This window comes from Neptuniibacter sp. PT8_73, assembly GCF_047778045.1.
Lineage (GTDB): Bacteria > Pseudomonadota > Gammaproteobacteria > Pseudomonadales > Balneatricaceae > Neptuniibacter.
Genome location: NZ_CP180545.1, coordinates 1974030 through 1997449, shown reverse-complemented (window position 1 = coordinate 1997449; position 23420 = coordinate 1974030). Strand labels below are relative to the sequence as shown.

General features: G+C 42.5%; 22 protein-coding genes, 1 tRNA gene and 1 pseudogene. 12 read left to right on the top strand and 12 right to left on the bottom strand.

Annotated features, from left to right (window positions below; translation table 11 throughout):
* The first annotated feature begins 10 nt into the window (after positions 1-10).
* The 3 genes from ACMXYN_RS08925 to ACMXYN_RS08915 are packed head-to-tail and all read left to right on the top strand — an operon-like array spanning position 11 to position 1021.
* Positions 11-283, top strand: coding sequence for a hypothetical protein (locus ACMXYN_RS08925; protein ID WP_415891499.1), 273 nt, complete (start codon positions 11-13; stop codon positions 281-283).
* A 24-nt stretch (positions 284-307) separates the two neighbouring features.
* Positions 308-517: a cysteine-rich CWC family protein gene (locus tag ACMXYN_RS08920; RefSeq protein WP_415891498.1), complete on the top strand. Its 210-nt coding sequence runs from the start codon at positions 308-310 to the stop codon at positions 515-517.
* A gap of 51 nt (positions 518-568) precedes the next feature.
* Entirely contained in the window at positions 569-1021 is a 453-nt protein-coding gene (locus ACMXYN_RS08915; RefSeq protein WP_415891497.1) for a GNAT family N-acetyltransferase, read from the top strand.
* A gap of 1 nt (position 1022) precedes the next feature.
* Here the strand turns inward: ACMXYN_RS08915 and ACMXYN_RS08910 are convergent, their stop codons facing one another.
* Positions 1023-1607, bottom strand: a complete 585-nt coding sequence (locus ACMXYN_RS08910; RefSeq protein WP_415891496.1) for a DNA-J related domain-containing protein — start codon at positions 1605-1607, stop codon at positions 1023-1025.
* Between the two features lie 162 nt (positions 1608-1769).
* On the opposite strand from ACMXYN_RS08910, the gene ACMXYN_RS08905 reads away from it, so the two are divergent.
* Positions 1770-2705, top strand: coding sequence for a D-hexose-6-phosphate mutarotase (locus tag ACMXYN_RS08905; protein WP_415891495.1), 936 nt, complete (start codon positions 1770-1772; stop codon positions 2703-2705).
* A gap of 2 nt (positions 2706-2707) precedes the next feature.
* Here the strand turns inward: ACMXYN_RS08905 and ACMXYN_RS08900 are convergent, their stop codons facing one another.
* From ACMXYN_RS08900 to ilvC, 9 genes and pseudogenes are all read right to left on the bottom strand, one after another.
* Entirely contained in the window at positions 2708-3016 is a 309-nt protein-coding gene (locus ACMXYN_RS08900) for an AzlD domain-containing protein (RefSeq protein ID WP_415891494.1), read from the bottom strand.
* A complete protein-coding gene (locus ACMXYN_RS08895; RefSeq protein ID WP_415891493.1) occupies positions 3013-3720 on the bottom strand; it encodes an AzlC family ABC transporter permease in 708 nt (235 codons plus the stop codon). The genes ACMXYN_RS08900 and ACMXYN_RS08895 overlap by 4 nt, the downstream gene beginning before the upstream one ends.
* Positions 3721-3805: 85 nt before the next feature.
* Positions 3806-4633 (bottom strand): AraC family ligand binding domain-containing protein, encoded by an 828-nt coding sequence (locus tag ACMXYN_RS08890; RefSeq protein ID WP_415891492.1) that lies wholly within the window; start codon positions 4631-4633, stop codon positions 3806-3808.
* A gap of 97 nt (positions 4634-4730) precedes the next feature.
* Positions 4731-5375: a DUF47 domain-containing protein gene (locus ACMXYN_RS08885; protein ID WP_415881277.1), complete on the bottom strand. Its 645-nt coding sequence runs from the start codon at positions 5373-5375 to the stop codon at positions 4731-4733.
* A 19-nt stretch (positions 5376-5394) separates the two neighbouring features.
* On the bottom strand, positions 5395-6432 hold the full coding sequence (locus tag ACMXYN_RS08880; RefSeq protein ID WP_415891491.1) for an inorganic phosphate transporter: 1038 nt from the start codon (positions 6430-6432) through the stop codon (positions 5395-5397).
* Between the two features lie 159 nt (positions 6433-6591).
* Positions 6592-7485 (bottom strand): 30S ribosomal protein S6--L-glutamate ligase, encoded by an 894-nt coding sequence (gene rimK, locus ACMXYN_RS08875; RefSeq protein ID WP_415894477.1) that lies wholly within the window; start codon positions 7483-7485, stop codon positions 6592-6594.
* A gap of 129 nt (positions 7486-7614) precedes the next feature.
* Positions 7615-7971, bottom strand: a pseudogene (locus ACMXYN_RS08870) (ATP-dependent zinc protease); the annotation flags it as partial.
* 169 nt (positions 7972-8140) lie between these two features.
* Entirely contained in the window at positions 8141-9586 is a 1446-nt protein-coding gene (modF, locus tag ACMXYN_RS08865) for a molybdate ABC transporter ATP-binding protein ModF (RefSeq protein ID WP_415891490.1), read from the bottom strand.
* Positions 9587-9725: 139 nt separating this feature from the next.
* The gene (gene ilvC, locus ACMXYN_RS08860) at positions 9726-11201 is read right to left on the bottom strand and encodes a ketol-acid reductoisomerase (RefSeq protein ID WP_415881274.1); all 1476 of its coding nucleotides are present in this window, start codon (positions 11199-11201) and stop codon (positions 9726-9728) included.
* A gap of 329 nt (positions 11202-11530) precedes the next feature.
* Between ilvC and ACMXYN_RS08855 the strand changes: the two genes are divergently transcribed.
* Positions 11531-11607, top strand: a tRNA-Met gene (locus tag ACMXYN_RS08855).
* Positions 11608-12189: 582 nt separating this feature from the next.
* Here ACMXYN_RS08855 and amrS read toward each other — a convergent pair.
* Positions 12190-13260: an AmmeMemoRadiSam system radical SAM enzyme gene (gene amrS, locus ACMXYN_RS08850; RefSeq protein ID WP_415891489.1), complete on the bottom strand. Its 1071-nt coding sequence runs from the start codon at positions 13258-13260 to the stop codon at positions 12190-12192.
* 150 nt (positions 13261-13410) lie between these two features.
* Here amrS and amrB point away from each other — a divergent pair, with 150 nt between their 5' ends.
* The 5 genes from amrB (at position 13411) to ACMXYN_RS08825 (ending at position 19318) form a co-directional block, all read left to right on the top strand.
* On the top strand, positions 13411-14190 hold the full coding sequence (amrB, locus tag ACMXYN_RS08845) for an AmmeMemoRadiSam system protein B (protein ID WP_415891488.1): 780 nt from the start codon (positions 13411-13413) through the stop codon (positions 14188-14190).
* Complete coding sequence (gene amrA, locus ACMXYN_RS08840) at positions 14177-14761, top strand: AmmeMemoRadiSam system protein A (RefSeq protein WP_415891487.1); 585 nt, start codon at positions 14177-14179, stop codon at positions 14759-14761. Before amrB ends, amrA begins: the two co-directional genes overlap by 14 nt.
* 553 nt (positions 14762-15314) lie before the next feature.
* A complete protein-coding gene (locus ACMXYN_RS08835) occupies positions 15315-15647 on the top strand; it encodes a hypothetical protein (protein ID WP_415891486.1) in 333 nt (110 codons plus the stop codon).
* 13 nt (positions 15648-15660) lie between these two features.
* Complete coding sequence (locus tag ACMXYN_RS08830; RefSeq protein WP_415891485.1) at positions 15661-16680, top strand: hypothetical protein; 1020 nt, start codon at positions 15661-15663, stop codon at positions 16678-16680.
* Positions 16681-16717: 37 nt separating this feature from the next.
* Positions 16718-19318, top strand: a complete 2601-nt coding sequence (locus ACMXYN_RS08825) for a PKD domain-containing protein (RefSeq protein WP_415891484.1) — start codon at positions 16718-16720, stop codon at positions 19316-19318.
* A gap of 267 nt (positions 19319-19585) precedes the next feature.
* On the opposite strand, the gene ACMXYN_RS08820 is transcribed toward ACMXYN_RS08825, so the two are convergent.
* Positions 19586-20257, bottom strand: coding sequence for a FecR domain-containing protein (locus ACMXYN_RS08820; RefSeq protein ID WP_415891483.1), 672 nt, complete (start codon positions 20255-20257; stop codon positions 19586-19588).
* Between the two features lie 473 nt (positions 20258-20730).
* Here ACMXYN_RS08820 and ACMXYN_RS08815 point away from each other — a divergent pair, with 473 nt between their 5' ends.
* Positions 20731-22059: a rhomboid family intramembrane serine protease gene (locus ACMXYN_RS08815; protein ID WP_415891482.1), complete on the top strand. Its 1329-nt coding sequence runs from the start codon at positions 20731-20733 to the stop codon at positions 22057-22059.
* A 14-nt stretch (positions 22060-22073) separates the two neighbouring features.
* Positions 22074-23408: a B-box zinc finger protein gene (locus ACMXYN_RS08810; RefSeq protein WP_415891481.1), complete on the top strand. Its 1335-nt coding sequence runs from the start codon at positions 22074-22076 to the stop codon at positions 23406-23408.
* Positions 23409-23420 lie beyond the last annotated feature (12 nt).

The following is a 23420-nucleotide window of genomic DNA, read 5'->3' as shown; positions in this document are numbered from 1 at the left end:
ATGGGAGTTTATGGAAGAGCTAGCAGAAGGTATTTTTAAACCCATTTTCAGGTTAGTTCTATGGATATTGCGTATTCTCCAATTTCTCGCTTGGGACTTACTTGTATCCTCTGTGGGATGGTCAATTGGTTGGTTCTTCTATCGGACTATCACATTTGGCTATTTCCCTAAAGAATCTTTAGGTGACCTTGAAAGTTGTAGTTGGAGCAAAGCGCTGTTTGTTGAATTAACGGGTTTGGCTATTCTTGCTTCGTTAATAGTGTTCATTTCAGGTTTAGTTTAGTTATCTTAGATTTCGGAATATCAGATGCCTCAGCACGAGCAAGTCACATGCCCTAAGTGCGGCTCATTGTTTGAGTGCAAAGTCGGCAGCTATTTTATCTGTGATTGCAGTGAGATCTACCTAACAAGGGAGCAGGCGGGTTATCTGGCTGAGAGGTGGGATGAGTGTTTGTGCTGTAAGTGTCTAAATGAGTTTAAAGAAAGTTGGGACAATATTCCCGATTCAGATAAATAAAACTGAGCCCTTCAGAGTAATAGATTTCTTTTAGAAATATTAAGGAAAAAGATGATCATAAGAGAGATGAAAGAGGGCGATATCGAGGGCGTTAGTCAGGTCTGTTTAGACGCTTTCTCTGACTCGGTTGCTGGATCATTGTCTGATGAAGGGATCGCTACTTTTACGGCAATATCCTCTGCAGATGCTTTTGCCGAGAGGATGAAAGCAGATAATCATATGCTCGTCGCAGAAGGTAATAACGGTGAAATCGTAGGTGTGGTAGAGCTAAAGGAAGGCCGTCATATTGCGATGTTATTTGTTATACCTAGTCAGCAAAGAGGCGGCATTGGTCGGGGATTACTTACAGCTGTATTGAAATTTGCGAGATTAGAAACCGTAACTGTCAGCGCTTCATTACCTTCTGTACCTGCTTATCAGAAATATGGTTTTAAGCTTAAAGGGGATGTGGGAGAGTTGTCAGGTTTGGTTTATCAATCTATGGAAATTAAAGTTAATCAATAAGTTAGGCCTTATTGGTGATGCTTACTATCACCTCGTAAGCTTCTCTAATCTCATTAAATTTAATCTTACATCCGCCTTTATCTGGATGATGTTCTGAAGCTAATTTTCGGTATTGTGTTTTGATCGATTGGTAATTGGCATCTTCAGTTAGACCTAAAACATCGAGAGCATCCTGATAGTGATCTTGGTTAAAGTAACGGGTCCAAAAACTATCTAGCAGTTTGTTAACCGACTCTTCGTTACTTGATGTGAACTCATCCCAATCCAGATAATACTCTCTGACTGCTTGATCTGACTCTAGTGACAATTCGTTTTGATTGCTGTTTTCGGATTTGATAAGGCTGATCTCTAATGCAGAGATAGTCAGTTTTAAGCCTTGATCCCAAAACTTAGGTTGCAGGGTATAGAGCGCATTCATAATCAGGAAATGCTGTCTAAACAGGGCCAAGTCACTACCTGATGGTGCATCTTCTCCGAAATCGTCAGCGTTGAGATCTAGCGCTTTTAATAACTCATATTCACTTAAGCTGCTTTCGGACTGTCTAAGGATCTCTTCTATGGGAGTTACTAGTGGGTTGCGATGCATAATTCAGTAGTTTTGCTGATGATCCACTCAGCTTATCGGCGTAGGATGAGGATTACCAGTCGAGAATATTTCATGTATTAAAACGTACGATTGGCTTTTACCCAAGTATTGGTAAGCGTAAAATACTGCCTTGCAGTTTAGTAACCAGGAATAACAAAAATTATGAATCTGGCAGATCAAGTTCAAGCGCTGTACGCAAAGTATGGTGCTCTTAAAGGCATTACTATTGAGATTCATAAGCAGCTCATTGCCATCGCAGTAAAAAACGAAGCGGCTTCGGCCACTATTTTTTTGCAAGGGGCGCAAGTTGCCGAGTACAGCCGAATAGGGGAGCAGCCTGTTTTATGGCTGAGCCAAGAAAACGATTTTAAAGCCGGTAAGTCTCTGCGCGGTGGAGTACCTATCTGCTGGCCATGGTTTGGGGATCTGTCCAGAAATCCAGATCAAGTTAAAGACCAAGTTAACCTCTTAGAGACACCTGCACATGGCTTTGTACGATCTGAGGATTGGGAGCTATTGGCTATCGATCTGATCGATAGTGAAACCACACGATTAACGCTACAGCTCGAGGTTTTACCAACAGAACTCTGGTCTTATCCTGCTGTTCTTCGTTTGACGGTTACAGTAGGTGTCGAGTTAGATTTAGAGCTCAAAGTTAAAAACTTAGGTTCGGATGCCTTTAGTTATACCAGTGCTTTGCACAGTTATCTTCAGATTGGTCATGTCAGTGAGACTGCTATCGAAGGGTTAGAAACTGTTGAGTACATAGATACGCTTGAGGATTGGCAGGTTAAGCAATCTAATTCTGCCATTGGTATCTCGGCTGAAACAGACCGTATCTACCCAAATATCCCAGCTCAGGTTGCTATCAAAGATAAGCAGATGCGTCGTCAGATCCTTATGAGCGCTGATAATCTGCCTGATATGGTGGTTTGGAACCCTTGGGTCGAAAAGAGTAAACGTTTAAGTCATTTTGCTGATAATGACTATGAAAATATGGTTTGCTTGGAAAATGCGTCTGTCCTCGGCAATGCGGTTGAACTAGCGCCTGGGAGTGATTCAATTAGCAAAGTCTCGATCCGCTCTGTTCGCTTGTAACCCTATAGATTACAGACGAAGAACACGCCCATACTGAGTACGGCTGTCATCAAGGTGTTTTTAGTTAAAAGCATCAACACGATGGCAGCGAGTGCGCCGATAATATATGGGCTGTCCAAGCTCGTTGTTAGCTTTCCTTCCTGTAAGAATACTAATGGGCCTATCACAGCGGCTAGTACGGCTGGGGCCGAATAACTAAGCAGTTCTAGCGCTTTATCATTTAGCTTCAGTGGTAAGCGGGGCTCTAAAAAGAGATAGCGACTTGCGAATACAATGATCGCCATAAGCCAGAACAATAGCCAATCATTCATTTTGATCTCCTCGATACGCATTTAAAGAAATAACCACTTAGCATCCCCAAAATGATTGAGACCAATAAGCCTGCTTGGACCTCATGAGCTTCGCAGTACACCGATACCACCAGAGATACACCTACACAGACCAGATATGAGAGGTTTTTAATCATCGGGATGAGTATGGCGATAAATGTAGCGACAACCGCGAAGTCCAATCCAAGGGTAGTTAGATTTGGCAAAGCCGCGCCTGCGACGATCCCTAGCAGCGTCGCAACATTCCACGCGATATAGAAACTTAAGCCGCCACCCAATGCATACCAACGATTAAATATACCGTTATCTTGCGTGCCATTTACGAAGAGTTCGTCGGTTAACAGGAAGCCGAGTGAACTGCGCCATTTAAGGGGTAGTGCATGGATATGTTGTCGCATTGCCATGCTATACAGCAGATGTCGTGAGGTAATCAGCAATGTGGTGATGAGAATGCTGAACATAGTAGCGCCGGCTTGTAGCATACCTATAGCAACCAACTGTGAAGTGCCCGCAAATACAAACAGTGACATGGCCTGAGTTTGCCAAGCGGTTAGACCTGATTCGATTCCGTATGCGCCGACTAATATGCCCCAAGGCAGCACAGCGACAATAAGGGGCAACATCGCAACCGTGCCTTTAAGGAAGGATTGCTTAGGGTTTAATGGAATTATTACCTGACTATTCACTTTCACGCTCTTTCTTATGTTGAGCGATAAAGATAAATATTCAGTGATTGTGAGTCTTGTACAGGATTGCGGCCTGTTTGTAATGCTAGCTTCTTATCTGCCGAGCATATTGACCCGGCGTTACACCGATAGTGCGTTTGAAATGACGGTTAAGATGGCTTTGATCATGAAAACCTGCTTTTAAGGCAGCATCCAATAGTGTGTCGCCTTGAGCAATAAAGCGTTTGCTTAGCCTTACTCGGGATTGTATCTGATAAGCATGAGGAGGGAGCCCGTAGAACTTTTGGAACTGTCGCACTAGATGAAAAGCACTGATGCCTGCAAGTTTGGCTAGATCTTCTAAAGACACATCAGCTTGAGGGTGGTCATCAAGATAGTTTTTTACCAAAGTGACTCGCGATTTAGCATCGGCCTGTTCAGGTATTTCTGTGCTGCATTTACCATGACGCTGCATCAACTTGAGTAATGCGTTGTATAGCAGTGTCTCGCGTAGCAAGCGATTATCAGAGTGTTGCAAGTGATATAGCGCTAGACGAAACAAGCCAGCGAGTTCTGGGTCTTTAACAACAGGTTCTGAGAAATAGACTGATCCGCTGATATTTAAGCCCGCTTCCTTAGCGATATTGGCTAATTGATCAGGTAAAGGGTAGATCGCTTTATAAGACCAGCCACCTTCAGCAGCGGAGTGGCCATCGTGGACTTCGTCATGATTAACTAGGATGATACTATCTTGCGGCGCAACGTGGTTTGCACCGTTTCTAAGAAAGCGCTGAGCACCTTCCTCAATCACACCTACCGTATAACCCTCATGGCTATGCCTAGAGAAATTTTGGCGCTCATAGGATGCTTCTAGCATCTCTAATCCGCCGAGTTCATCTTCTATATGGTAGTTAGCGATCTCTTTTTTGCTCATGGCTACATTCTAACGCAAACCGTATTCCGGTTTTTGTACAAAATTGATCTTTTGCTTAGATAGAGTGGCGATGGAATTGAGAATTTATCGCGTGTTTTCAGATCAATTTGACCATAATATCGTGAAGGACGTTTGCTGCGGCATGTAATCTTCTCGATCCATCCATTAAATGATGATAGATCTCTCGCTTGCAAAGCATCTCTGTGGTGACTTCACCTTGAAAGAGCTCTTTTAAACTGTGTCTATACAGTCTTTCTATACGTCTATGAGCATGCCGGGCAATTTGTGCATCTTTCTCACTGCCAGCAGGATAGGTCGATAGTCCCCCAAAGCCTCGCTCTAAGGCTTCGCAACCCGTTAGAAGTTCTTCAAGAATTCTCACCATCTGTTCGTCGGGCTCGACGCCTAGGTCAAGCATCTCATTTATGGTGCTTTTACAATGTGTGATTATCCAATCTAACGCGGCTATAGCACGGTAGATATCTTCGCGGTCTATTGGGGTGGAAAACGATCGGTTCAATTGATGTAAATTACGAATTTTAAGCGCGTCCGCTTGGTGCTCATCAGCCGCTAATACTTCAGCAAGATAGGGATTAGGGCTTTTCATATATTGATAGAGGTTTCGGATCGTTACCGTTACCAATGTGCATTGCTCGGTTAGGAGTAAGAAAAAGTCAGGTGGCGTAGGGACGATCCTATTAAGGAGTTTACGAAAGAGGTTTTGTTTACTCTGATCGCTCATATCCAATCCTTTACTATATTTAAGCAAGCTTAGTAAGGCTCAATACGCCATAACTAATAATGGAGGCAATGCCAGCACCAGGTATGGTGATTAACCAAGTGATACCGATCTCTTTAGCCTTTGTCCATCTCACGGCTTTAGCTCTTTCTGCCGCGCCTATACCCATAATAGATGAGGAAACTACATGGGTGGTCGATACTGGCGCGCCAATCATTGAGGCTAAAAATATAACGCCTGCAGATGAGGCTTGAGAGTTAAAGGCATGTAGGGGCCTTATTTTGTAGATTGAGAAGGCTAGGGTTCTAACGATTCTCCAGCCACCTAGTAATGTTCCTAACGTAATAGAAATGGCACAAACTAGGATGACCCAAAACGGCACTACAAATTCGGATATCTCGCCACTCATTAACAAGCATAGGGTTAATACGCCCATACTTTTTTGGGCATCATTAGCGCCGTGAGAGAAGGCTAATCCTGCGGTAGTGAACCATTGAGTGCCCCTTAATTCACGATTGATTAATGGGCTTGCTGCACGTAAGAGATAGAGGGTGATTCGTTGCAGTAAAAAGCCTATCCAGAAACCCGCTAAAGGGGATATAAACAGTGCTAGCAGCACCTTAGTAACGCCAGTGATCTCACCGTGTGCTAACTGTGAAAAGCCCCAGAGTACGTGTTCTGGCCCTGCTGATACGACGACCGCCCCAACTAAGCCACCAACCAATGCATGTGAAGAGGACGAGGGCAGGCCTCTATACCAAGTAAACAGGTTCCAAACTGTGGCAGCCAATAAACCGCAGATAACTAAGGATAGGGATAGGTTGCTTGGGAGATCATCTAAAGTAACAAATTTACCAATAGTGTTGGCGACTGCGGTACCACCAAGCATAGGCCCTAAAAAGGTAAATATACCTATGATCAAAATAGCTTGTAGGGGTGTCATAGCACGCGAAGCGATCACTGATGCGATCATATTGGATGCATCGTGAAATCCATTGGTGAAGTCGAAGACTATAACAATGGATGTCGCAACTATGAGGAATAGCCAAATTTGATCCATCTAATTTGCTGACTCCCATTAGCTTTCATTTTTGGAGATTAATAACTTAATAGTAGTCAGAGAATGGATTTATAGATTTGAAAAAGGCGGGAGAATTAAATGCATGATCATAAACCCATTCCCACGACTATGGGAACGGGCTTAGGGGTTAAGAGAGTGTTAGGCTTTTACAACCCACTTTAGCTTTTTCTCAATAGCTTGAATCATCAGGCCAGCAACGTCTTTACCGGTTGCGCCTTCGATGCCCTCCAAGCCTGGAGAAGAGTTTACCTCTAACAGTAAAGGACCTTTCGCTGAACGGATGATATCTACACCAGCTACTTTAAGTCCCATAGCTTTAGCCGCTTTAATAGCGATCTTCTTCTCATCTGATGTTGGAACGATAAGGCTCGCTGTACCACCCTGATGGATATTCGCTCTGAATTCGCCAGGTTCAGCTTCACGCTGAATTGAAGCCACAACTTTTCCATCCACTACAAAGCAGCGGATATCTTTGCCGTTGGCTTCTTTTATAAATTCCTGAACGAGAATGTCGGCCTTAAGGCTCTTGAATGCATTAATAACACTCTCTGCGGCTTTCTTGGTTTCAGCGAGTACAACGCCTTTACCTTGAGTACCTTCAAGCAATTTAATGATCAGTGGTGCGCCACCAACCATATTGATCAGATCATCCGTTTCGAGCGGCGAGTTAGCAAAACCCGTGATCGGAATATCAATCTTGCTCTCGAAGAGGAGTTGTAGGGAATGCAACTTATCGCGAGATTGAGTAATAGCCCCAGCGGTATTTAGACAATACACACCCATAGATTCAAATTGACGTGTCAGTGCACAGCCATAGAAGGTCATGCTTGGGCGAATCCGTGGGATAATTGCATCAAGATCGTTTAGTACCTTGCCGCCACGATAATGAACCTCTGGATTTTCAGCATCCATCTTCATGTAGCAGTGCTTGATATTCAGGAACACCATCTCGTGACCGCGCTCTTCACCTGCTTCCATAATCCTACGATTACTGTAGAGGTTAGGGTTGCTGGCTAATACACCGATTTTCATGCCTTTTTTAGGTGTTTTTTTGCTTAGATAGAGTTCTTTCAACTCATCATCTGCAATATCACCTAAACAAAAAGATTCTTCTGGATCTACAATCAACTTACCCGACATCGCTTCACGGCCTAATAGCATGCGATAGCCCATCGCATCTCGATTGGTCAGGGTAAGTTCAACATCCCAGCTTTGATCGCCAATAGCTAAGCTTGTTTTGATTACATAGCGCTTTTCTGATGTGCCGCTAGAGCTTTTCACACTGCGGCGATCAAATACAGGGGCTTCGCAATGAACTACTGTTTTGCGATTGTCCTGTAATGGACATACATCAAATCTGACCCAAGCAACCCCATCTCTTTGAAATTGTTGGATATTTAAAGCATGAATTGCAGATGTTTTGGCACCAGAGTCGACTCTGGCTTTGATTGCAGGAACGGCAAGTTGAGGGAACTTGCACCATTCTTCAGCGCCGCAGATATTCTTTTCGATTGTCACTCATTTGATCCTCAATAAAGGCATTTGCCTTGTGGTACATGAGTGCAATTTGACTCCTGTTTTAATCAAGAGACAATCTTTTTTTGCGAGTTTTATATGAAATTTTTTAGAAGATATTAGAGTGGATCTGAAAGGAAAAAGGCCTAGTGAATACTAGGCCTTAGAGAATTTATTCTGCGGTTAGTTTTTCTAAGTGCTTAAACTCTTTGATACCACTGATCTGGTCTTCAGCGTGGTGGTTAACATATAGAACCGTTGTGTCACCGCTGGCACAGATCTTCTCAATTAACGCCAGTACGAGTTGACGGTTGATATCGTCGAGGCCTAGGCAAGGCTCGTCTAGAATTAACAAAGTAGGGTGCTTAACCATCGCTCGTGCAATAAGCAATAAACGTTGATCACCAAAAGAAAGCTGGTTGTATGGTTCGTTGGCACGATCTTCCATACCTAGCAGGGCTAGCCACTGGTCTGCGACTTCTTTCTGTTTATCGGTGCTCTTTGTGTACATACCGATACTGTCATGGAAGCCGGAGATGATTACGTTTCTAAGGCTGATGCTTACACGGTATTCCCACTGAAGCGCTGTAGATACATATCCGATATATTGCTTGATCTGCCAGATGGTTTCGCCGTTGCCGCGCTGCATACCGAATACAAAGATATCGTTGGTATAGCATTGCGGGTGGTCACCGGTAATTAGGTTTAGCAAACAAGTCTTACCACTGCCGTTAGGGCCGCTTAATTGCCAGTGTTGACCCGGCTCTATGGTCCAGTTAAGGCCATCAATAACTTTTGAATCTGCATAGGCAATTTTGATATCAGTTAAACGTACCAGCGGATCTTCAGGATTAAGTGCTGGTGGACGATCGGATTCATCTGTAGGTGGTACAGATAGATCAGTCGTTTTTAGGTGTAGCAATTGATACAGGTCGTCGTAAGCCTGTTTGTCGTTAATATCAACCGTGTGATGAAGCTCGCCTTTGTCGGTATAAGCAACATGGGTGATGAAGTCCGGCATTTCATCAAAGCGGTTTAATACCAGAATCATGCCCATTGAATCGATCTTGCTGGCTAGCAGGTCGTGTAGCAGCTTCATAGAGTCAGCGTCTAGACCATCGAAAGGCTCATCCAGAATGATAAGGTCTGGATTATTCGCTAGGGCGCGAATTAGCATGATCTTACGCGTTTCACCTGTTGAGAGCTTTCTGAAACTACGATCAAGCATATGTTCTAGTTTGAACATGCTAACAAGTTGATCGAGTAAGTCAGCATCAAATTCTGGGTAGATCGCTTTACCTTCTTCCAGAATTTCTCTTACCGGTGTGCCTTCACTAATAACATCCATGATATCGGCATCGTCTTTCTTTAGCTCTCGGGCAATTAGTTCTGCCTGAGCTTCAAAAGATACAAGTTCGATATGTTTTGGTAGGCCCGAAATAGTACCACTGACTTTATCGCCAGCACCGGCCAAGATTGCGGATAGGGCAGACTTACCAGAACCGTTGGTACCAGTAATCACCCAATGTTGGTTGGGTTCAATTGTCCAATTGATGTTGTTGAGCGTGAAAGACTCACCAAATTCTGCCGTGTAATTCTCAATCTTAATGCTGTTCATAGTCTCTAATATGCGGCTCTATCGATTGGGTTTTATAAGGATCTGTTACGGAAAGGCTTAAATTTAGCTAAAAAAAAGCCAAGGCAAAGCCTTGGCTTTAATTTTCTTACAAGAAAGAAAATGTATAAATATCAGATAATTATACGATCTTCTTCATGTCAGCCATGTGGCCACGTAGCACTTTACCGATCGCTTCAACTGGGTGAGAGCGTAGTGCTTCGTTAACTTCGATCAGGCGAGCGTTGTCTACGCCAGTATCAGCAAGGTCTAGACCTTTACCGATAACATCAGTTTTGATGCCTTTCATGAAGTCGCCTAGTAGTGGTAGGCAAGCGTGGTTGTATAGGTAGCAGCCGTACTCTGCAGTATCAGAGATAGTTGCGTTCATTTCGTAAAGCTTCTTACGTGCGATTGTGTTAGCAATCAGCGGAGTTTCGTGTAGAGACTCGTAGTAAGCAGATTCAGCGATGATGCCTGCAGCAGTCATAGTTTCGAATGCTAGCTCAACACCCGCTTTAACCATTGCAACCATTAGGATACCGTTGTCGAAGAACTCTTGCTCAGAGATCTCTACGTCGCCTGCTGGAGTCTTCTCGTAGTTAGTCTCAGCAGTTTCTGCACGCCAGCCTAGTAGGTTTTTGTCGTCGTTCGCCCAGTCTTCCATCATCACGCGAGAGAAAGTACCATCAATGATGTCATCTTGGTGCTTGTTGTAAAGCGGACGCATGATAACTTTTAGCTCTTCAGAAAGATCGAATGCTTTGATCTTAGCTGGGTTAGATAGACGGTCTAACATGTTAGTCACGCCGCCGTATTTAAGAGCTTCAGTGATTGTTTCCCAACCGAACTGGATAAGCTTAGATGCGTAACCAGCGTCGATGCCTTCTTCAACCATTTTGTCGAAGCAAAGGATAGAACCAGTCTGTAGCATACCGCAAAGGATAGTTTGCTCACCCATAAGGTCAGACTTAACTTCAGCGATGAAAGAAGACATTAGAACGCCTGCTTTGTGACCGCCAGTACCTACAGCGTAAGCTTTAGCTAGTGCAAGACCTTCGCCTTTAGGATCGTTGTCTTCGTGTACAGCGATAAGCGTTGGTACACCGAAACCACGAACGTATTCAGCACGTACTTCAGAACCTGGGCACTTAGGAGCAACCATGATTACTGTTAGGTCGTCACGGATCTGCATGCCTTCTTCAACGATGTTGAAACCGTGAGAGTAAGATAGGCAAGCGCCTTCTTTCATTAGTGGCATTACAGCTTCAACAACAGGTGTGTGCTGCTTGTCAGGAGTAAGGTTAAGAACTACGTCAGCAGTTGGGATTAGTTCTTCGTAAGTACCAACAACAAAACCGTTCTCAGTAGCGTTTTTCCAAGACTGACGCTTTTCAGCGATTGCTGCTGGACGTAGAGCGTAAGAAACGTCTAGACCACTATCACGCAGGTTAAGACCCTGGTTTAGGCCCTGTGCACCACAACCGATAACAACCATTTTTTTGCCTTTAAGAGCTTCAACGCCATCGCTGAACTCATCCATAGACATAAAACGACATTTACCCAGCTGTTCTAGCTGCTCACGCAGTGGAAGCGTGTTGAAATAGTTCTTAGACATTTCTACATTCCGTAATAAATAAAAGTCGGTTAACCGACATGTTTGTTATAGCGCTACTCTAAAAGATAAAGGGTATCGCGTAAAATGATATATATGGTTTGCTCTGTTGCGTTTCTTGCAACGATTAATCCCATACAAAGTGAGGCAATAATAGCGCTTTATTAGCAGGTATCCAGCTTAATTAGATGAAAACTGTTCCTTATTGCCAATTTTGCTCATAACTGTATGTTTAATAAACAAAAAGTGGGTTTGTTGCGATTAATTTTGCATATGCGTTAAATAGTGCTTGCTAAAGGGTGAGGGGATCTATAATATTTGCGCCACATTGATGCGGGGTGGAGCAGCTTGGTAGCTCGTCGGGCTCATAACCCGAAGGTCGTTGGTTCAAATCCAGCCCCCGCTACCAAACATAGAGAAAGCCGATTTAGTTAGTTCTAAGTCGGTTTTTTCGTATCTGGGATATGGAAATTTGAGTGGAAAAGCTTGGTAGCTCGTCGGGCTCAGCTCTTGTAACCACGGGCGAAGGCCGTTGATTTAAATCCTACCTCCGCTATCAAATTCAGATTAAGCCGATTTAGTTAACTCTAACTCGGTTTTTTCGTTTCTGGGGTATGGTAATTTGAGTGGAGCAGCTTGGTAGCTCATCGGACTCAGCTCTTGTAACCCCGGGCGAAGGTCGTTGGTTCAAATCCAGCCCCCGCTATCAAATTCAGATTAAGCCGATTTAGTTAACTCTAACTCGGTTTTTTCGTGTCTGGGGTATGTTAATTTGAGTGGAGCAGCTTGGTAGCTCATCGGGCTCAGCTCTTGTAACCCCGGGCGAAGGTCGTTGGTTCATCAATTACGAAGTCATTACCATCTAGCACGCAGTCGCAGCCTACTAGATGACCTTGGGGTAACAATCTTTGCTTTGTTTTCTCCGTACCTAATTGTTTTATGTGCATTACTAATCAATAAAGAATTGCTCCTAGCCACTAACTACTAACATCTAGTCACTAGCCAAATACAGAGGTTGTCGATGAGCTCCCCAATTGCCATGACTGTCTTCAAAACGACCAGGTAACGGTTCTCCACAATTCTCGCAACATCCAGATTTAAGATTCCAGTCTCCTAGCTGATACCAATCTCGTTCAATCAAACGTAATCCGCAGTTGTGGCAGTAGGTTGAGCTACCAGAAGTGTCATGTACGTTACCCGTGTAAACGTACCTCAACCCGTTTTTTATCGCTATTTCTCGCGCACGCGTTAGGGCTGATGCAGGTGTTCGATCTTTGTCTCTCATTTTCCAATCAGGGTGAAAAGCAGAGAAATGTAGTGGGATGCTGGGACCAAGGTTGTTGTAAATCCATTGGGTCATTGCATCGATCTCTTCATCGCTATCATTTTCATCTGGAATAAGCAGGGTTGTGATCTCAAACCATACTGAGGTTTCATTATGAAGGTAGAGAAGAGTATCTAGAACGGGAGTGAGGCTGGCTCCACAAAGTTTTTTGTAAAACCGTTCCGAAAACGCTTTGAGGTCTATATTTGCAGCATCCATATGTTCAAAAAAACGAGGGCGAGCGATATCAGTGATATAGCCAGCGCTGACAGCAACCGAGTTGATTTGATATTCATGGCATGCAATCGCAACATCTTCAGCGTATTCAAGAAAGATGACTGGATCGTTATAGGTATACGCAATTGAGCGACAATGGTGTTCCTGACAGTATTTTGCTAATTGTTCCGGGCTGGCTGCATCGGCAAGTTTATCCATCTCGCGGGCTTTGCTCATATCCCAGTTTTGACAAAACTTACAGGTGAGGTTGCAGCCAGCTGTACCGAAAGATAATACGGGAGTTCCCGGAAGGTAATGGTTTAGTGGCTTTTTTTCTATGGGGTCGATACAAAAACCACTCGAACGCCCATAAGTGTATAGGTGCATCCGGCCACCTTCGTTACCACGTACAAAACAGAGGCCACGTTGCCCGTCTGATAACTTGCAAAATCGGGGGCATAGATCACATTGAATTTTGTTTTGGTCAAGTTCATGCCAGAACCCCACTTCAATAACACTCATACTGGGTTCCTATTTGGGTAATTAATCTGTGATGTTTTTAAAACTTTCGTAACTTATTTCTATACTTGAAGGGTAGGATGCACCGTGATTGTTAGCAATAAATCTAGCTTCATACGCTCTTGTAAGATTGGATTTGCAACGGAGAAGTTTATGAATACTCGCCAGCCAGCAGTGTCCGGTTTGTTTTATCCAAATGATGCTCGAGAATTAGCAAGTGAAGTAGATGCTTTATTAAGGCAAGAGCATAGAGAAGTTGTCCCAAACTTAAGGGCCCTAATAGTCCCTCATGCTGGGTATATATATTCAGGAAGTGTCGCGGCCGCAGCTTTTAGCTGTATCTCATCAGAAGCACAGTTTAAGTACATTCTATTAATCGGTCCAAGCCATCGAGTAGCATTTCAAGGTATGGCCGTTCCTTTGGCTGATCAATTCAGAACACCACTTGGTAATATCTCTATCGCTGCGGATAGAGTCAGCGATTTAGTTGATAAAGGCTTTGTAAGTTACAACGACCTTGCACATACACAAGAACACAGCCTTGAAGTTCAGTTGCCTTTTATTCAACAAATCGATATTCAAGCAGATTTAATTCCCGTTGTAGTCGGAAATGCCACGGCAAGTGACGTTGGCAGATTGATTTTACCTTCATTACAAGATTCAGAAGTGCTAACGGTGATCAGTACCGATTTGAGTCATTATCATCCTTACGTTAAAGCGAAGTTAATCGACGAAAACACCAATAAACGAATTATTGATGGTGATACTGATATTAGAGGTGATGAGGCTTGCGGATACATGGGCCTTAATGGGTTGCTGTGGGCATTAGCTTCCACAAACTTAAAACCATATCTGCTTCAATGTTGTAATTCTGGAGACAGCGCGGGGGATAAGGCTCGTGTTGTAGGATACGGAGCTTATGCCATCTACTGAATTTAATCATCAGCAGCAAAAATTGATGATTGAAATCGTTCAGGATTCAATTGCATCTAAGCTTGAATTACAGTCAAAAAATGGGCCTATAGATTATGATTCGATTTCGAAACTGTCATGGCTTAATAAGCCCGCTGCAACCTTTGTAACCTTATCTATCAATGGAAAGCTACGAGGTTGTGTCGGAACATTAGAAGCACGACGGTCTTTACTTAAAGATCTACAGAGCAATGCAGTTAACGCAGCCTTTTACGATTCTCGTTTTGAGCCTGTGTCTGAAAGTGAATATGAGTCCCTTTCAATTCATATCTCTGTTTTAACGCCCCCAGTAGAATTGAGAGTATCAAATGAGGAAGAACTTATTAGTTGCTTAAGGCCGGGAATTGATGGAGTAATAATAGAAGAAGGAAGACATAGAGCAACCTTTCTGCCTTCCGTTTGGCAGCAATTGCCTACAGCAAAAAAATTCCTTCAACAGTTGAAGTTAAAAGCTGGTTTACCTAACGATTACTGGAGTGGTCGAATCCATTTTTATATTTATCAAGTGGTAGATGTACTGGATAGAGATTGAAGTGAAATAGGGTATATTAAATCTATCTATACTAGACCAATTGCTAGTCCGATTTGTTTTTGAAGTACTTCCCTAAAGTATCAAGTTAATCAATCAGTTAGTGTTTAAATAAGTAATATATTAATAAGTAAAATTAAAAAAACTTAGTTTTGTAGATGTTCGAAGTTGCATCTAGATTAACGACTGCTAATTTTATATTAAGGCTTGAGGTCGAGCCTGGATAAGGACAATCGAAACATACACAAACTGGAAATTGTCACGTCTGAAGATCTGGCTATGCCAGTACCTCACAGTTGATTGCGTTTTTTCCTTGGTTCTATAGGAATGCCAAAGGATTAGGAATATAAAATAACGCTCTAACAGTCGCTGTAAGTAGCTTGTGTAGTAGCAAACAAGTCCCAAGCTGAGAGTTAGTTTAAACAAAGAGTGCTGACTATATTAGTAAGCAATCCTTATGTGTTTACTTAACTAAGTCAAAACCCTCCATTTTCTATTCCTCGCAATCTGTTTTTTTACTTATTGAATTTAAATATTGATAGTGAGGATATGTCTCATGAATAAGATATTCAAAGCATGTTGCGGGCTTATATTGATTGTTTTGTCCGCAGCTTCCTATGGCCAAGCTTGGGTGACAGTTCCATCGGGTGTTGGACTAGGAGAAGAGGTTGATGTCACTGCTGGGGGGTTCAGCCCAGATGAAACAGTTTCGGTCACAATTACCTACCCTGATGGTAACAATCACACAGAAGCAAAGGTAGCTAACGCCAATGGCGAGGTTACTCTTGTGCTGATTGCTGATGTAGCAGGTGAGTACAACATCGATGCAACTTCTCAAGCTAACCCTGAAAATGCAGCCTTTCCTGCGATTTTAGTCGTTATAGAGTAGTTGAGGGGGCATTATGAATAAGTGGAATTTTATTAAGAAGTCTACACCACTCTTGGTACTGGCCGTCTCTATGCCATTGCAGGTATTCGCATCTGATTCGTTGATTTATGTCTCAGAAAGGGATGGAGATAAAGAAGTGTTTAAACTTACTTCTGAAGGTAAGCATCTTCGTATGACATCAACGGCAGGGGATGCAATGGAACCGGTTGTCTCACCTGATGGTAAATGGCTTGCGTTTACCTTGTTAGAAAACGGTAATCCCGACATCTATGTAATGAATGTTGAGAAACGACAACCTAGGCTACTTTTTAGTAACCCTGGATTGGATATGTCTCCTGTTTGGTCTCCAGAAAGCGATAAAGTCGTTTTCGTAACAGACAAACCAGATAGTTCATCTATTTTGGCTGTAGATATAAACACAGGTGCCGTAGAACCAATGACGGACAAGAATACAGACGTACAGCCGCTGTTTTCACCTGATGGTCGTTATCTCAGTTTTGTTCGTATTAACGGACGCTCCAAAAACATTTCTGTAATGGATCTACACACTAAAAAAACTGTACAGCTATCAGCAGGTAAGAAGTTTAACGACGGCTCTCTGGCCTGGTCACCGGACGGGAAATACTTAGCGTTTACAACCAAACGAAATAAGAAGTTTTCTCTACGCAGATACGAATTTTCGGGAAGCGAGTTAAATCCGGTTGAAAAAATACTATACGAAGGTGATATCAAAGTTTCAGGGACTAATTGGTCGCCTGATGGTAAGCGGATCACGTTTGTAGGTATACCGTACGGTAAATCCGATAGAGAGGTGTTCACTGTTCAGGCTGATGGATCAGCCATGTTATCTGTTGGTCCTAAAGCAATGGACTCATCACAACCAAGGTGGGATTCAGAAGGGAAAAAAATCACTTTTGTTGGCTACAAAGGTCGAAAGACGCTTTTGTTCAACATAAACCCGGATGGCGGGGATTTAACCCAATTAACTGAAGATTCTATAACCGCACAAAGTCCTCAGTATGTTCGACGCTGATGCTTGGTTGATGACCGTATAAAAAAGGAATTGAATTATGAAACATTACAATTCACAAATTACTGCTTTTAAGATGAAGCTGTTGCCGTTAGCTATGAGTGCTTGTTTGCTACCAAGTGTTGCATCAGCGATAGAGTCAGCCACCTATACCTTGGATGCTGATTTTAGTCAGGGGATATTGAATGGCCTAAATTACGATGTAATAGCTGACCAACTCCAAATTAATGAAAACGCTACAACGTTCCCATTGTTGTGGATAGCAAATGCCTCTGAGGCTTCAGTATCTAAGCTCAATACAGATTCTAATTGTGAAACAGCTCGATATAAAACTTGGTTTGTAGGGGGAGGTAGTCCTTGGGCAGGTGCTGCTCCGTCACGTACAGCGGTAGACGCAGATGGTAATGTCTATGTATCTAACCGACATTTTGACGGTAAACGACCTCTCGTTATGAAAATTCTCAATGACAGTTTTATTGATCGAGATGGCGATGGCCAATTAGATACATCGACTGATGCAAACGGTGATTGCCGTATTACTCCAGATGAAATGATGCCACTAGTAGACTTGAATGGTGATGGCAGATTGTCTAATAACGAGCTTACAGATGAGCGAATTGCTTGGGTGGCAGAAGCTGGAGATCCTGGGAGGTTAGGTCGTAGCCTTTGCATAGGCGATGATGGCAACCTTTGGTTAGGTACATATTATGACAGAAGATATTACAAGCTAAGCTCAGCTGATGGCAGTCTTTTGGCAGGTCCTTACTCTGTAGGCGTTACTCCATATGGCTGTGTTGTAAATAGCGACGGTAAATTATATTCAGCAGGTTTGAGTAATCTGTTAGGTGAGCTTGATACTAATACAGGTACGCAAATTACCCGAAGTCATCATCAATCCTATGGTATCTCTATTGGGAATGACAAAATTTACCTGTCAAATAGGAATGGATATTCATTCTCAGAATTCAATCCTGCTAGCAATACCTTTTCTACACCAACGGGATACACTGGCATTTCTTCACTAGGGATTTCCGTTGATGGTGAAGGCAATATATTAGTTGGTAACCAAAATGGTGGTATGTATAAGTACAAGCCAGATGGGACCTTACTATGGTCAAGTCCCGCACAAGCTGGCACTGGTCACCTACGAGGTGTTGTTGTAGATGCAAATGGCGATGTTTGGGGCGTTCATGTTAACAATAATAATGTTTCTAAATATGATGGCCAGACTGGTACGCATCTAGGGGTATTCCCTGTTGGGGCTGGGCCATATACCTACAGTGATGCTTCAGGTATTGGGGTTCGGAACAGTACACTACCATCTGGCTTATGGACTTTCGTTCATGATAGTAGTGAAGACGATTCGACTTGGGATGCAATTTCCTGGACTGATCTTCTTCCTGAAGGAACATCAGTGGAGGTTAAAATCAGATCGGCAAACACAGAAGAAGCCTTGGGAGCTGCAGTATATCAAACTGTTGATAATGGTGTGGCACCAGCAAATGTCATTGGCCGATATGCTCAAGTCCAGGTACGGCTCGCTGCAAACGAGGCAGGGGACTCACCTGAATTTTATGATCTAACTCTAAATTGGGAATTGGCAGCTCCACCACTGGTACCACCAGTTGTTAGTGTTTCTCCTGATGCTACTTCAATTAATGAGGGTTCAAATTTCAGTGCGAGTGGATCATTCTCGGATCCAGATAACACTACAGGCTGGTCGGGCACTGTTGATTACGGCGATGGCACAATAGAACCATTAGTAATTAACGAAGCAGCAATGACCTTTAGTCTTTCTCATATTTACGGCGACAATGGTCTTTACACTGTGAGTGTCGAGTTAAATGATGCTGATGGTGGATCTGATGGGGAAACTCATGATGTAACTGTTTTTAATGTTGCGCCCATGATTACTCAGTTAACTGTTGATCCTCTAGTCAGTGTTAATAGCACGGTTAATTTAGATGTGTCATTTGATGACGAAGGTTTCCTTGATACCCATACCGCTGAAGTAGATTGGGGTGATGGCACACCTAACGAATTTATTACCGTCGATAATGCAAATAACACCGCTGCAGGTTCTCATGTCTACACTGAGCCAGGTGTTTATACAGTTACCGTGATAGTGACTGACGATGATGGTGCATCTGCTCTGCAAACGTATCAGTATGTCGTTGTGTATGATCCAAGTGCTGGCTTTGTTACGGGTGGTGGCTACATCAATTCACCATTAGGGGCATATGTGGCTGATCCAAATATGGTAGGTAAGGCTTCATATGGCTTTGTTGCTAGATATAAAAAAGGTAAGTCTGTACCTGACGGCCAAACGCAGTTCCAGTTCAAGGCTGGTGATCTCAACTTCCATTCAGCTTCTTATGAATGGCTAGTCGTAGCGGGTTCGCGGGCTCAATTTAAGGGTGATGGTACTATTAATGGTGAGGGTGATTATGGCTTCATGCTCACAGCCATAGATGCGGCAATCAATAACAGCATCGATGTGGATCAGTTCCGAATTAAAATTTGGGATAAAGCATCAGGTGCAATTGTTTACGATAACCGGATTGGTGAAGCTGATGATACCGATAGCCTGACTTCCATAGCAGGTGGTAATATCGTCATTCATACCAGTAAGAAAAAATAACTATACGGACTATCAAACTTTTTAATTAACTTTTAAAGCCCATATCATTATGTGATATGGGCTTTTTATTTGGGGAAATTTATGTAGGAGATATGTAGGAGAGATCGCAATTTTACTCACTGTAATAACTGAAAACTTAGAGAATTGTGAGGGCTGTTGATAGTAAAGAGATGTTTAATTAAATTCTGCAAGATAAGTAATCTGCATTTCAGGGTAAGTTTTATTTCAGTATTAAAGGACGCTTTATTTAACACGTATCTAATCAAGCTAATAGTTTAGATAATCTTCGCTTTCGTTTTGTCGTTGTTGTTTAAGCTCTGTTGCCGCCGCTGCTTTCTTCAGCTTATCTTCACTCCACATAGACACTTCCGAAGGCTTCATGCCTTTAGAAACCATAGTGCCATCACCTGGTCGGGTGATCTCTACCTGCCCATGTTCGTTTTTGATGTAAACCCCTTTACCTTCCAACATAGTTACATCCAGTGCATCTGAGAAGATCATACCTCCCCAGAACTCTGTACCACGTACACCAATGGTTGCAACGGGGGTGTGTATTTCGAATTTAGGCTGTTTTTGCTTACCAATTGATCCGGTTAAGGTTCTGAACGCACCTTTTAGCATTTTGAAGCTGACATCCGAGGTTTGGGCTTTTTTATCAAATTGATATTTTGACAACTCAAACTGTGTGTTTTCAGCCAGTGATATTGTGGTCTTATCTTCAAGTTTAATCAGTATCTTGCTACCTACAGGGGTGATCAGAACATCTTCAGTAAATAGGGGATCATTCCTTTTGATAAAGAGATGTTGATTCTGACGCTCCACTAAAGGCTTGCCTTGAATAAGAACAACTTTACCAATTTCGTTACTGGCAACCGCAGGGTTAGTAAGGAAGCAGAGTAGTATTAGGACAAGGGGTGAAAACTTGGATAGACGTGACATCTAAAAGCTCCATTTTCTATGAGTCAGATTCGCTAGGTAAGCATAAAGTACTTAGAGTTAATTGTTACAGTAATTCGTCAGATAGCAATCAGAGGAACGAAAGCGTCCCTGTAATAAAAGTGCAACATAACCGTATAGTTCCAAGGGACAATTTATTATCTTAACCACATTGTTTAAATTTCAACCTAACAGACTGATTTCATGAAAGGTTGTAAGATTTTTGTCGTTTTATTGGTTTTTGCAGCTTTTCAACTAAATTTACTCTAAACCACATAAAATTATAGCGCCCTCTGTTTGTGTTACCCTTTGTTAATTCAAAGGAAATTACCAAACAGTTGAGAATGGAATCGTAAACTATGGTCATAATCCCAACTGAGAAAAAATTTGATTGGCGAAGACCTCCTTTTGTACTGTTTTTCTTGGTTATATTGAATGTGCTGGTGTTTTTCTTCGCGCAAGATAAAGACGAAGAGATGATTAATGATGCACTTAATCGTTACACAGAACTACAGTATTTCAATGCTGAGTGGGAAATGTACCTCAACTATCTCAGAGAGGATGGGGTAGCTGATAAGCAAATAGCCGAATATCAGAATCTACATCGGGCAGGGAACACCCTTGAGTTAAGTTACTATTTGTTAAGTGACTTAAATTTCTTTGAATATCTCCGCTATAACCAAGTCCGCTTTAATGAACCTGGCACCGGTGATTATTGGCTCAATCGTACTGAGCTATATGATCTCATTTCTAGTACAACGATCTTTGGCCATGGTTTAAAACCCAAAGCATTCTCGCCCCTTGATTTAGTTACCTACCAGTTTTTGCATGGTGATTTTTTCCATCTGATAGGCAATATATTCTTCTTAGTTATTTTTGGTTTTGCCGTAGAGGCAACCATTGGTCACCTTCGCTTTTTGCTCTTTTATTTGCTTGGCGGAATCGCCGGCGGGGTACTTTTCTTATTTGTTAATGCTCAGAGCCCTAGTGCTTTAGTAGGCGCGTCAGGTTCAATCTCAGCAGTTATGGCAATGTATTTAGGTGTTTTCCGTTTTAAGAAGATAGAGTTTTTCTATTGGTTTTTTATCTTTGTCGGTTTCATGCGCGCGCCAGCCTTATGGGTATTAGGACTTTACATTGCTAACGAACTATATCAGTTTGCCACTGTAACCGACTCTAACGTCGCTTTCATGGCGCATACAGGCGGGTTTATCGCAGGTGCACTGCTGATATTTACTACAATCTTGGTTTCGCCAAAAGTACTGGATGAAGAATACCTCGAAAAAGAGGAGGACCTTGCAGAAGACGTTAAGGCGCGAGACAAAATTTACCACCTAATAGGTAAATTCTCCTTTAAAACAGCTATTTCAGCCATTGATGAGTTTGAAGAGAAGTTTGGTTCTGATTTTGAACTGAGACGCGTGAAGTATGAAATCCTAAAGGTACAACAAAACGACGATTATCGATCGGTAGCTTTAGAACTTCTCACTTATGAAAAGCCCACTGATGAAGAACTCGATAAGATAGAAGAGCTATGGCATTGCAGCACGTTTGCTCAAGAAGAGCTTAAGAATGATGACTTGCTACAACTTGCTTGGAAAATGGCTACACTCTCAAGCCTTAAAACTTCTGAAGAGATTTTTACCATGCTCTATAGCCGTGGAATGAAAACTGAGGAGTTTAGTCATTTAGCTAGGAAACTATCTGTAGCATTTGGTGAAAGGGAACACGATGCTAAATGTAAACGCTATGCCACTGCTGCAGATGAAATTTATGAACGCAGCCGTCGTGGTTTATTTAATTAGTCGTTAGGGTTTATATGGATCATTGTAAATACCACCCTTTAAAAGCATCAACCTATCACTGTAGTGCTTGTCATCTTAGTGTATGTGATAGCTGTGTTGATGAAATAGACCATGAAATCCGTTGCGTTCGTTGTGGTGAGCGACTAGATAGCTTAGGTGCAGGAGCTAATATTGAACCTTTCTGGCGTCGGCTGGATCTCGCATTTCGCTACCCAATGAACACCCAAGTATTGATGCTTATTTTAGGCGCATCAGTACTCTCCGCCGTAGGTGCATTTATTGGCGGTTTGATTGGTTTTATTCTTTCTATTTTGGTTGCCGGGGTAACTACTAAATTTAGCTTTCTCTGCTTGCAGCAAACCGCCGATGGCAGTATGAGAGCCCCTATGGTTACTGAAGCTTATAGTGGCGGCGTTAAAATGATAATTCACATCATTGCCATTTTCCTAGCCATTGGTTTGATGATGTTGGCAGTTTCGAAGACGTTCGGTGATTTCGTCACAACTGCATTTGCCATGTTTTGGTTGTTTTCACTTCCAGCAGTCTTTATTAACTATGCTCGATTTGAAAGTATCGGCGCTGCAATAAACCCAATTGAGTTGATTAGATTGGTGTGCAAATTAGGCCGCTCTTATCTTTTATTGTTAGTCTTTTTGCTGATCATGATTGCTTCTGTTGCAACGCTTAATCAGCTCTTTTCTGATTTCTATTTCTTTTCGAACATATTGGAGAGCATCACCTCTTATTACTATCTCATAGTGATCTTTCATCTGATGGGTTACTTGCTGTTCCAAAAGCAACGCGCTTTAGGCTTTGCTAGCCGGTTCGATGAAGATGAAATGCAGATAAGAACAGACAAACTTCATTTTATGGATAAGGTCGAAGTGCTTACGAAAGAGGGGCGCTTTGAGGATGTGTCTTACGAATTTAAAGAGGGGATAAAACGGTTCCCGAAAGAATTGGATATATTTAACCGTTATTTCGATTACCTCTGCGCAATTCAAAACTCAGATGATACTAGTGCATTCTTGCCGGCTTATCTTGAATGTCTCAAGCAATCTAATCGAGAATCATTAATTCCGGTTTTGATCCAACGTGTTTATCAATATGATCCTGGCTTCAAGTTAAAAGATCCCTCGGCTCGTCATGAGATTGCTAAACACTGTTTTGAAGCAGGTAAGCACAAGTTAACAATTAAGTTACTGAATGGTCTTCATCGTGAATTTCCTCAGTATGAAGGTAAAGTCCAGGCTTGTGAGCTAATGGCTGATGCACTAGAGGCGATGCCAGGCAAAGCACAACAAGCCGAAAAATTCAGAGAGATGGCAGCTAAAATGGCTGAAGTGTAGTAAAAACTGCGG

Excerpts from the sequence above, each read along its gene's own strand:
- ACMXYN_RS08810 (WP_415891481.1), top strand. The coding sequence starts at position 22,074 with ATGGATCATTGTAAATACCACCCTTTAAAAGCATCAACCTATCACTGT.
- ACMXYN_RS08830 (WP_415891485.1), top strand. The coding sequence starts at position 15,661 with ATGAATAAGTGGAATTTTATTAAGAAGTCTACACCACTCTTGGTACTG.
- ACMXYN_RS08910 (WP_415891496.1), bottom strand. The coding sequence starts at position 1,607 with ATGCATCGCAACCCACTAGTAACTCCCATAGAAGAGATCCTTAGACAG.
- rimK (WP_415894477.1), bottom strand. The coding sequence starts at position 7,485 with ATGAAAATCGGTGTATTAGCCAGCAACCCTAACCTCTACAGTAATCGT.
- ACMXYN_RS08890 (WP_415891492.1), bottom strand. The coding sequence starts at position 4,633 with ATGAGCAAAAAAGAGATCGCTAACTACCATATAGAAGATGAACTCGGC.
- ACMXYN_RS08825 (WP_415891484.1), top strand. The coding sequence starts at position 16,718 with ATGAAACATTACAATTCACAAATTACTGCTTTTAAGATGAAGCTGTTG.
- ACMXYN_RS08900 (WP_415891494.1), bottom strand. The coding sequence starts at position 3,016 with ATGAATGATTGGCTATTGTTCTGGCTTATGGCGATCATTGTATTCGCA.
- ACMXYN_RS08920 (WP_415891498.1), top strand. The coding sequence starts at position 308 with ATGCCTCAGCACGAGCAAGTCACATGCCCTAAGTGCGGCTCATTGTTT.
- ACMXYN_RS08905 (WP_415891495.1), top strand. The coding sequence starts at position 1,770 with ATGAATCTGGCAGATCAAGTTCAAGCGCTGTACGCAAAGTATGGTGCT.
- ACMXYN_RS08835 (WP_415891486.1), top strand. The coding sequence starts at position 15,315 with ATGAATAAGATATTCAAAGCATGTTGCGGGCTTATATTGATTGTTTTG.
- ilvC (WP_415881274.1), bottom strand. The coding sequence starts at position 11,201 with ATGTCTAAGAACTATTTCAACACGCTTCCACTGCGTGAGCAGCTAGAA.
- amrB (WP_415891488.1), top strand. The coding sequence starts at position 13,411 with ATGAATACTCGCCAGCCAGCAGTGTCCGGTTTGTTTTATCCAAATGAT.
- ACMXYN_RS08820 (WP_415891483.1), bottom strand. The coding sequence starts at position 20,257 with ATGTCACGTCTATCCAAGTTTTCACCCCTTGTCCTAATACTACTCTGC.
- amrA (WP_415891487.1), top strand. The coding sequence starts at position 14,177 with ATGCCATCTACTGAATTTAATCATCAGCAGCAAAAATTGATGATTGAA.
- amrS (WP_415891489.1), bottom strand. The coding sequence starts at position 13,260 with ATGAGTGTTATTGAAGTGGGGTTCTGGCATGAACTTGACCAAAACAAA.
- ACMXYN_RS08880 (WP_415891491.1), bottom strand. The coding sequence starts at position 6,432 with ATGGATCAAATTTGGCTATTCCTCATAGTTGCGACATCCATTGTTATA.
- ACMXYN_RS08815 (WP_415891482.1), top strand. The coding sequence starts at position 20,731 with ATGATTAATGATGCACTTAATCGTTACACAGAACTACAGTATTTCAAT.
- modF (WP_415891490.1), bottom strand. The coding sequence starts at position 9,586 with ATGAACAGCATTAAGATTGAGAATTACACGGCAGAATTTGGTGAGTCT.
- ACMXYN_RS08915 (WP_415891497.1), top strand. The coding sequence starts at position 569 with ATGATCATAAGAGAGATGAAAGAGGGCGATATCGAGGGCGTTAGTCAG.
- ACMXYN_RS08885 (WP_415881277.1), bottom strand. The coding sequence starts at position 5,375 with ATGAGCGATCAGAGTAAACAAAACCTCTTTCGTAAACTCCTTAATAGG.
- ACMXYN_RS08925 (WP_415891499.1), top strand. The coding sequence starts at position 11 with ATGGAAGAGCTAGCAGAAGGTATTTTTAAACCCATTTTCAGGTTAGTT.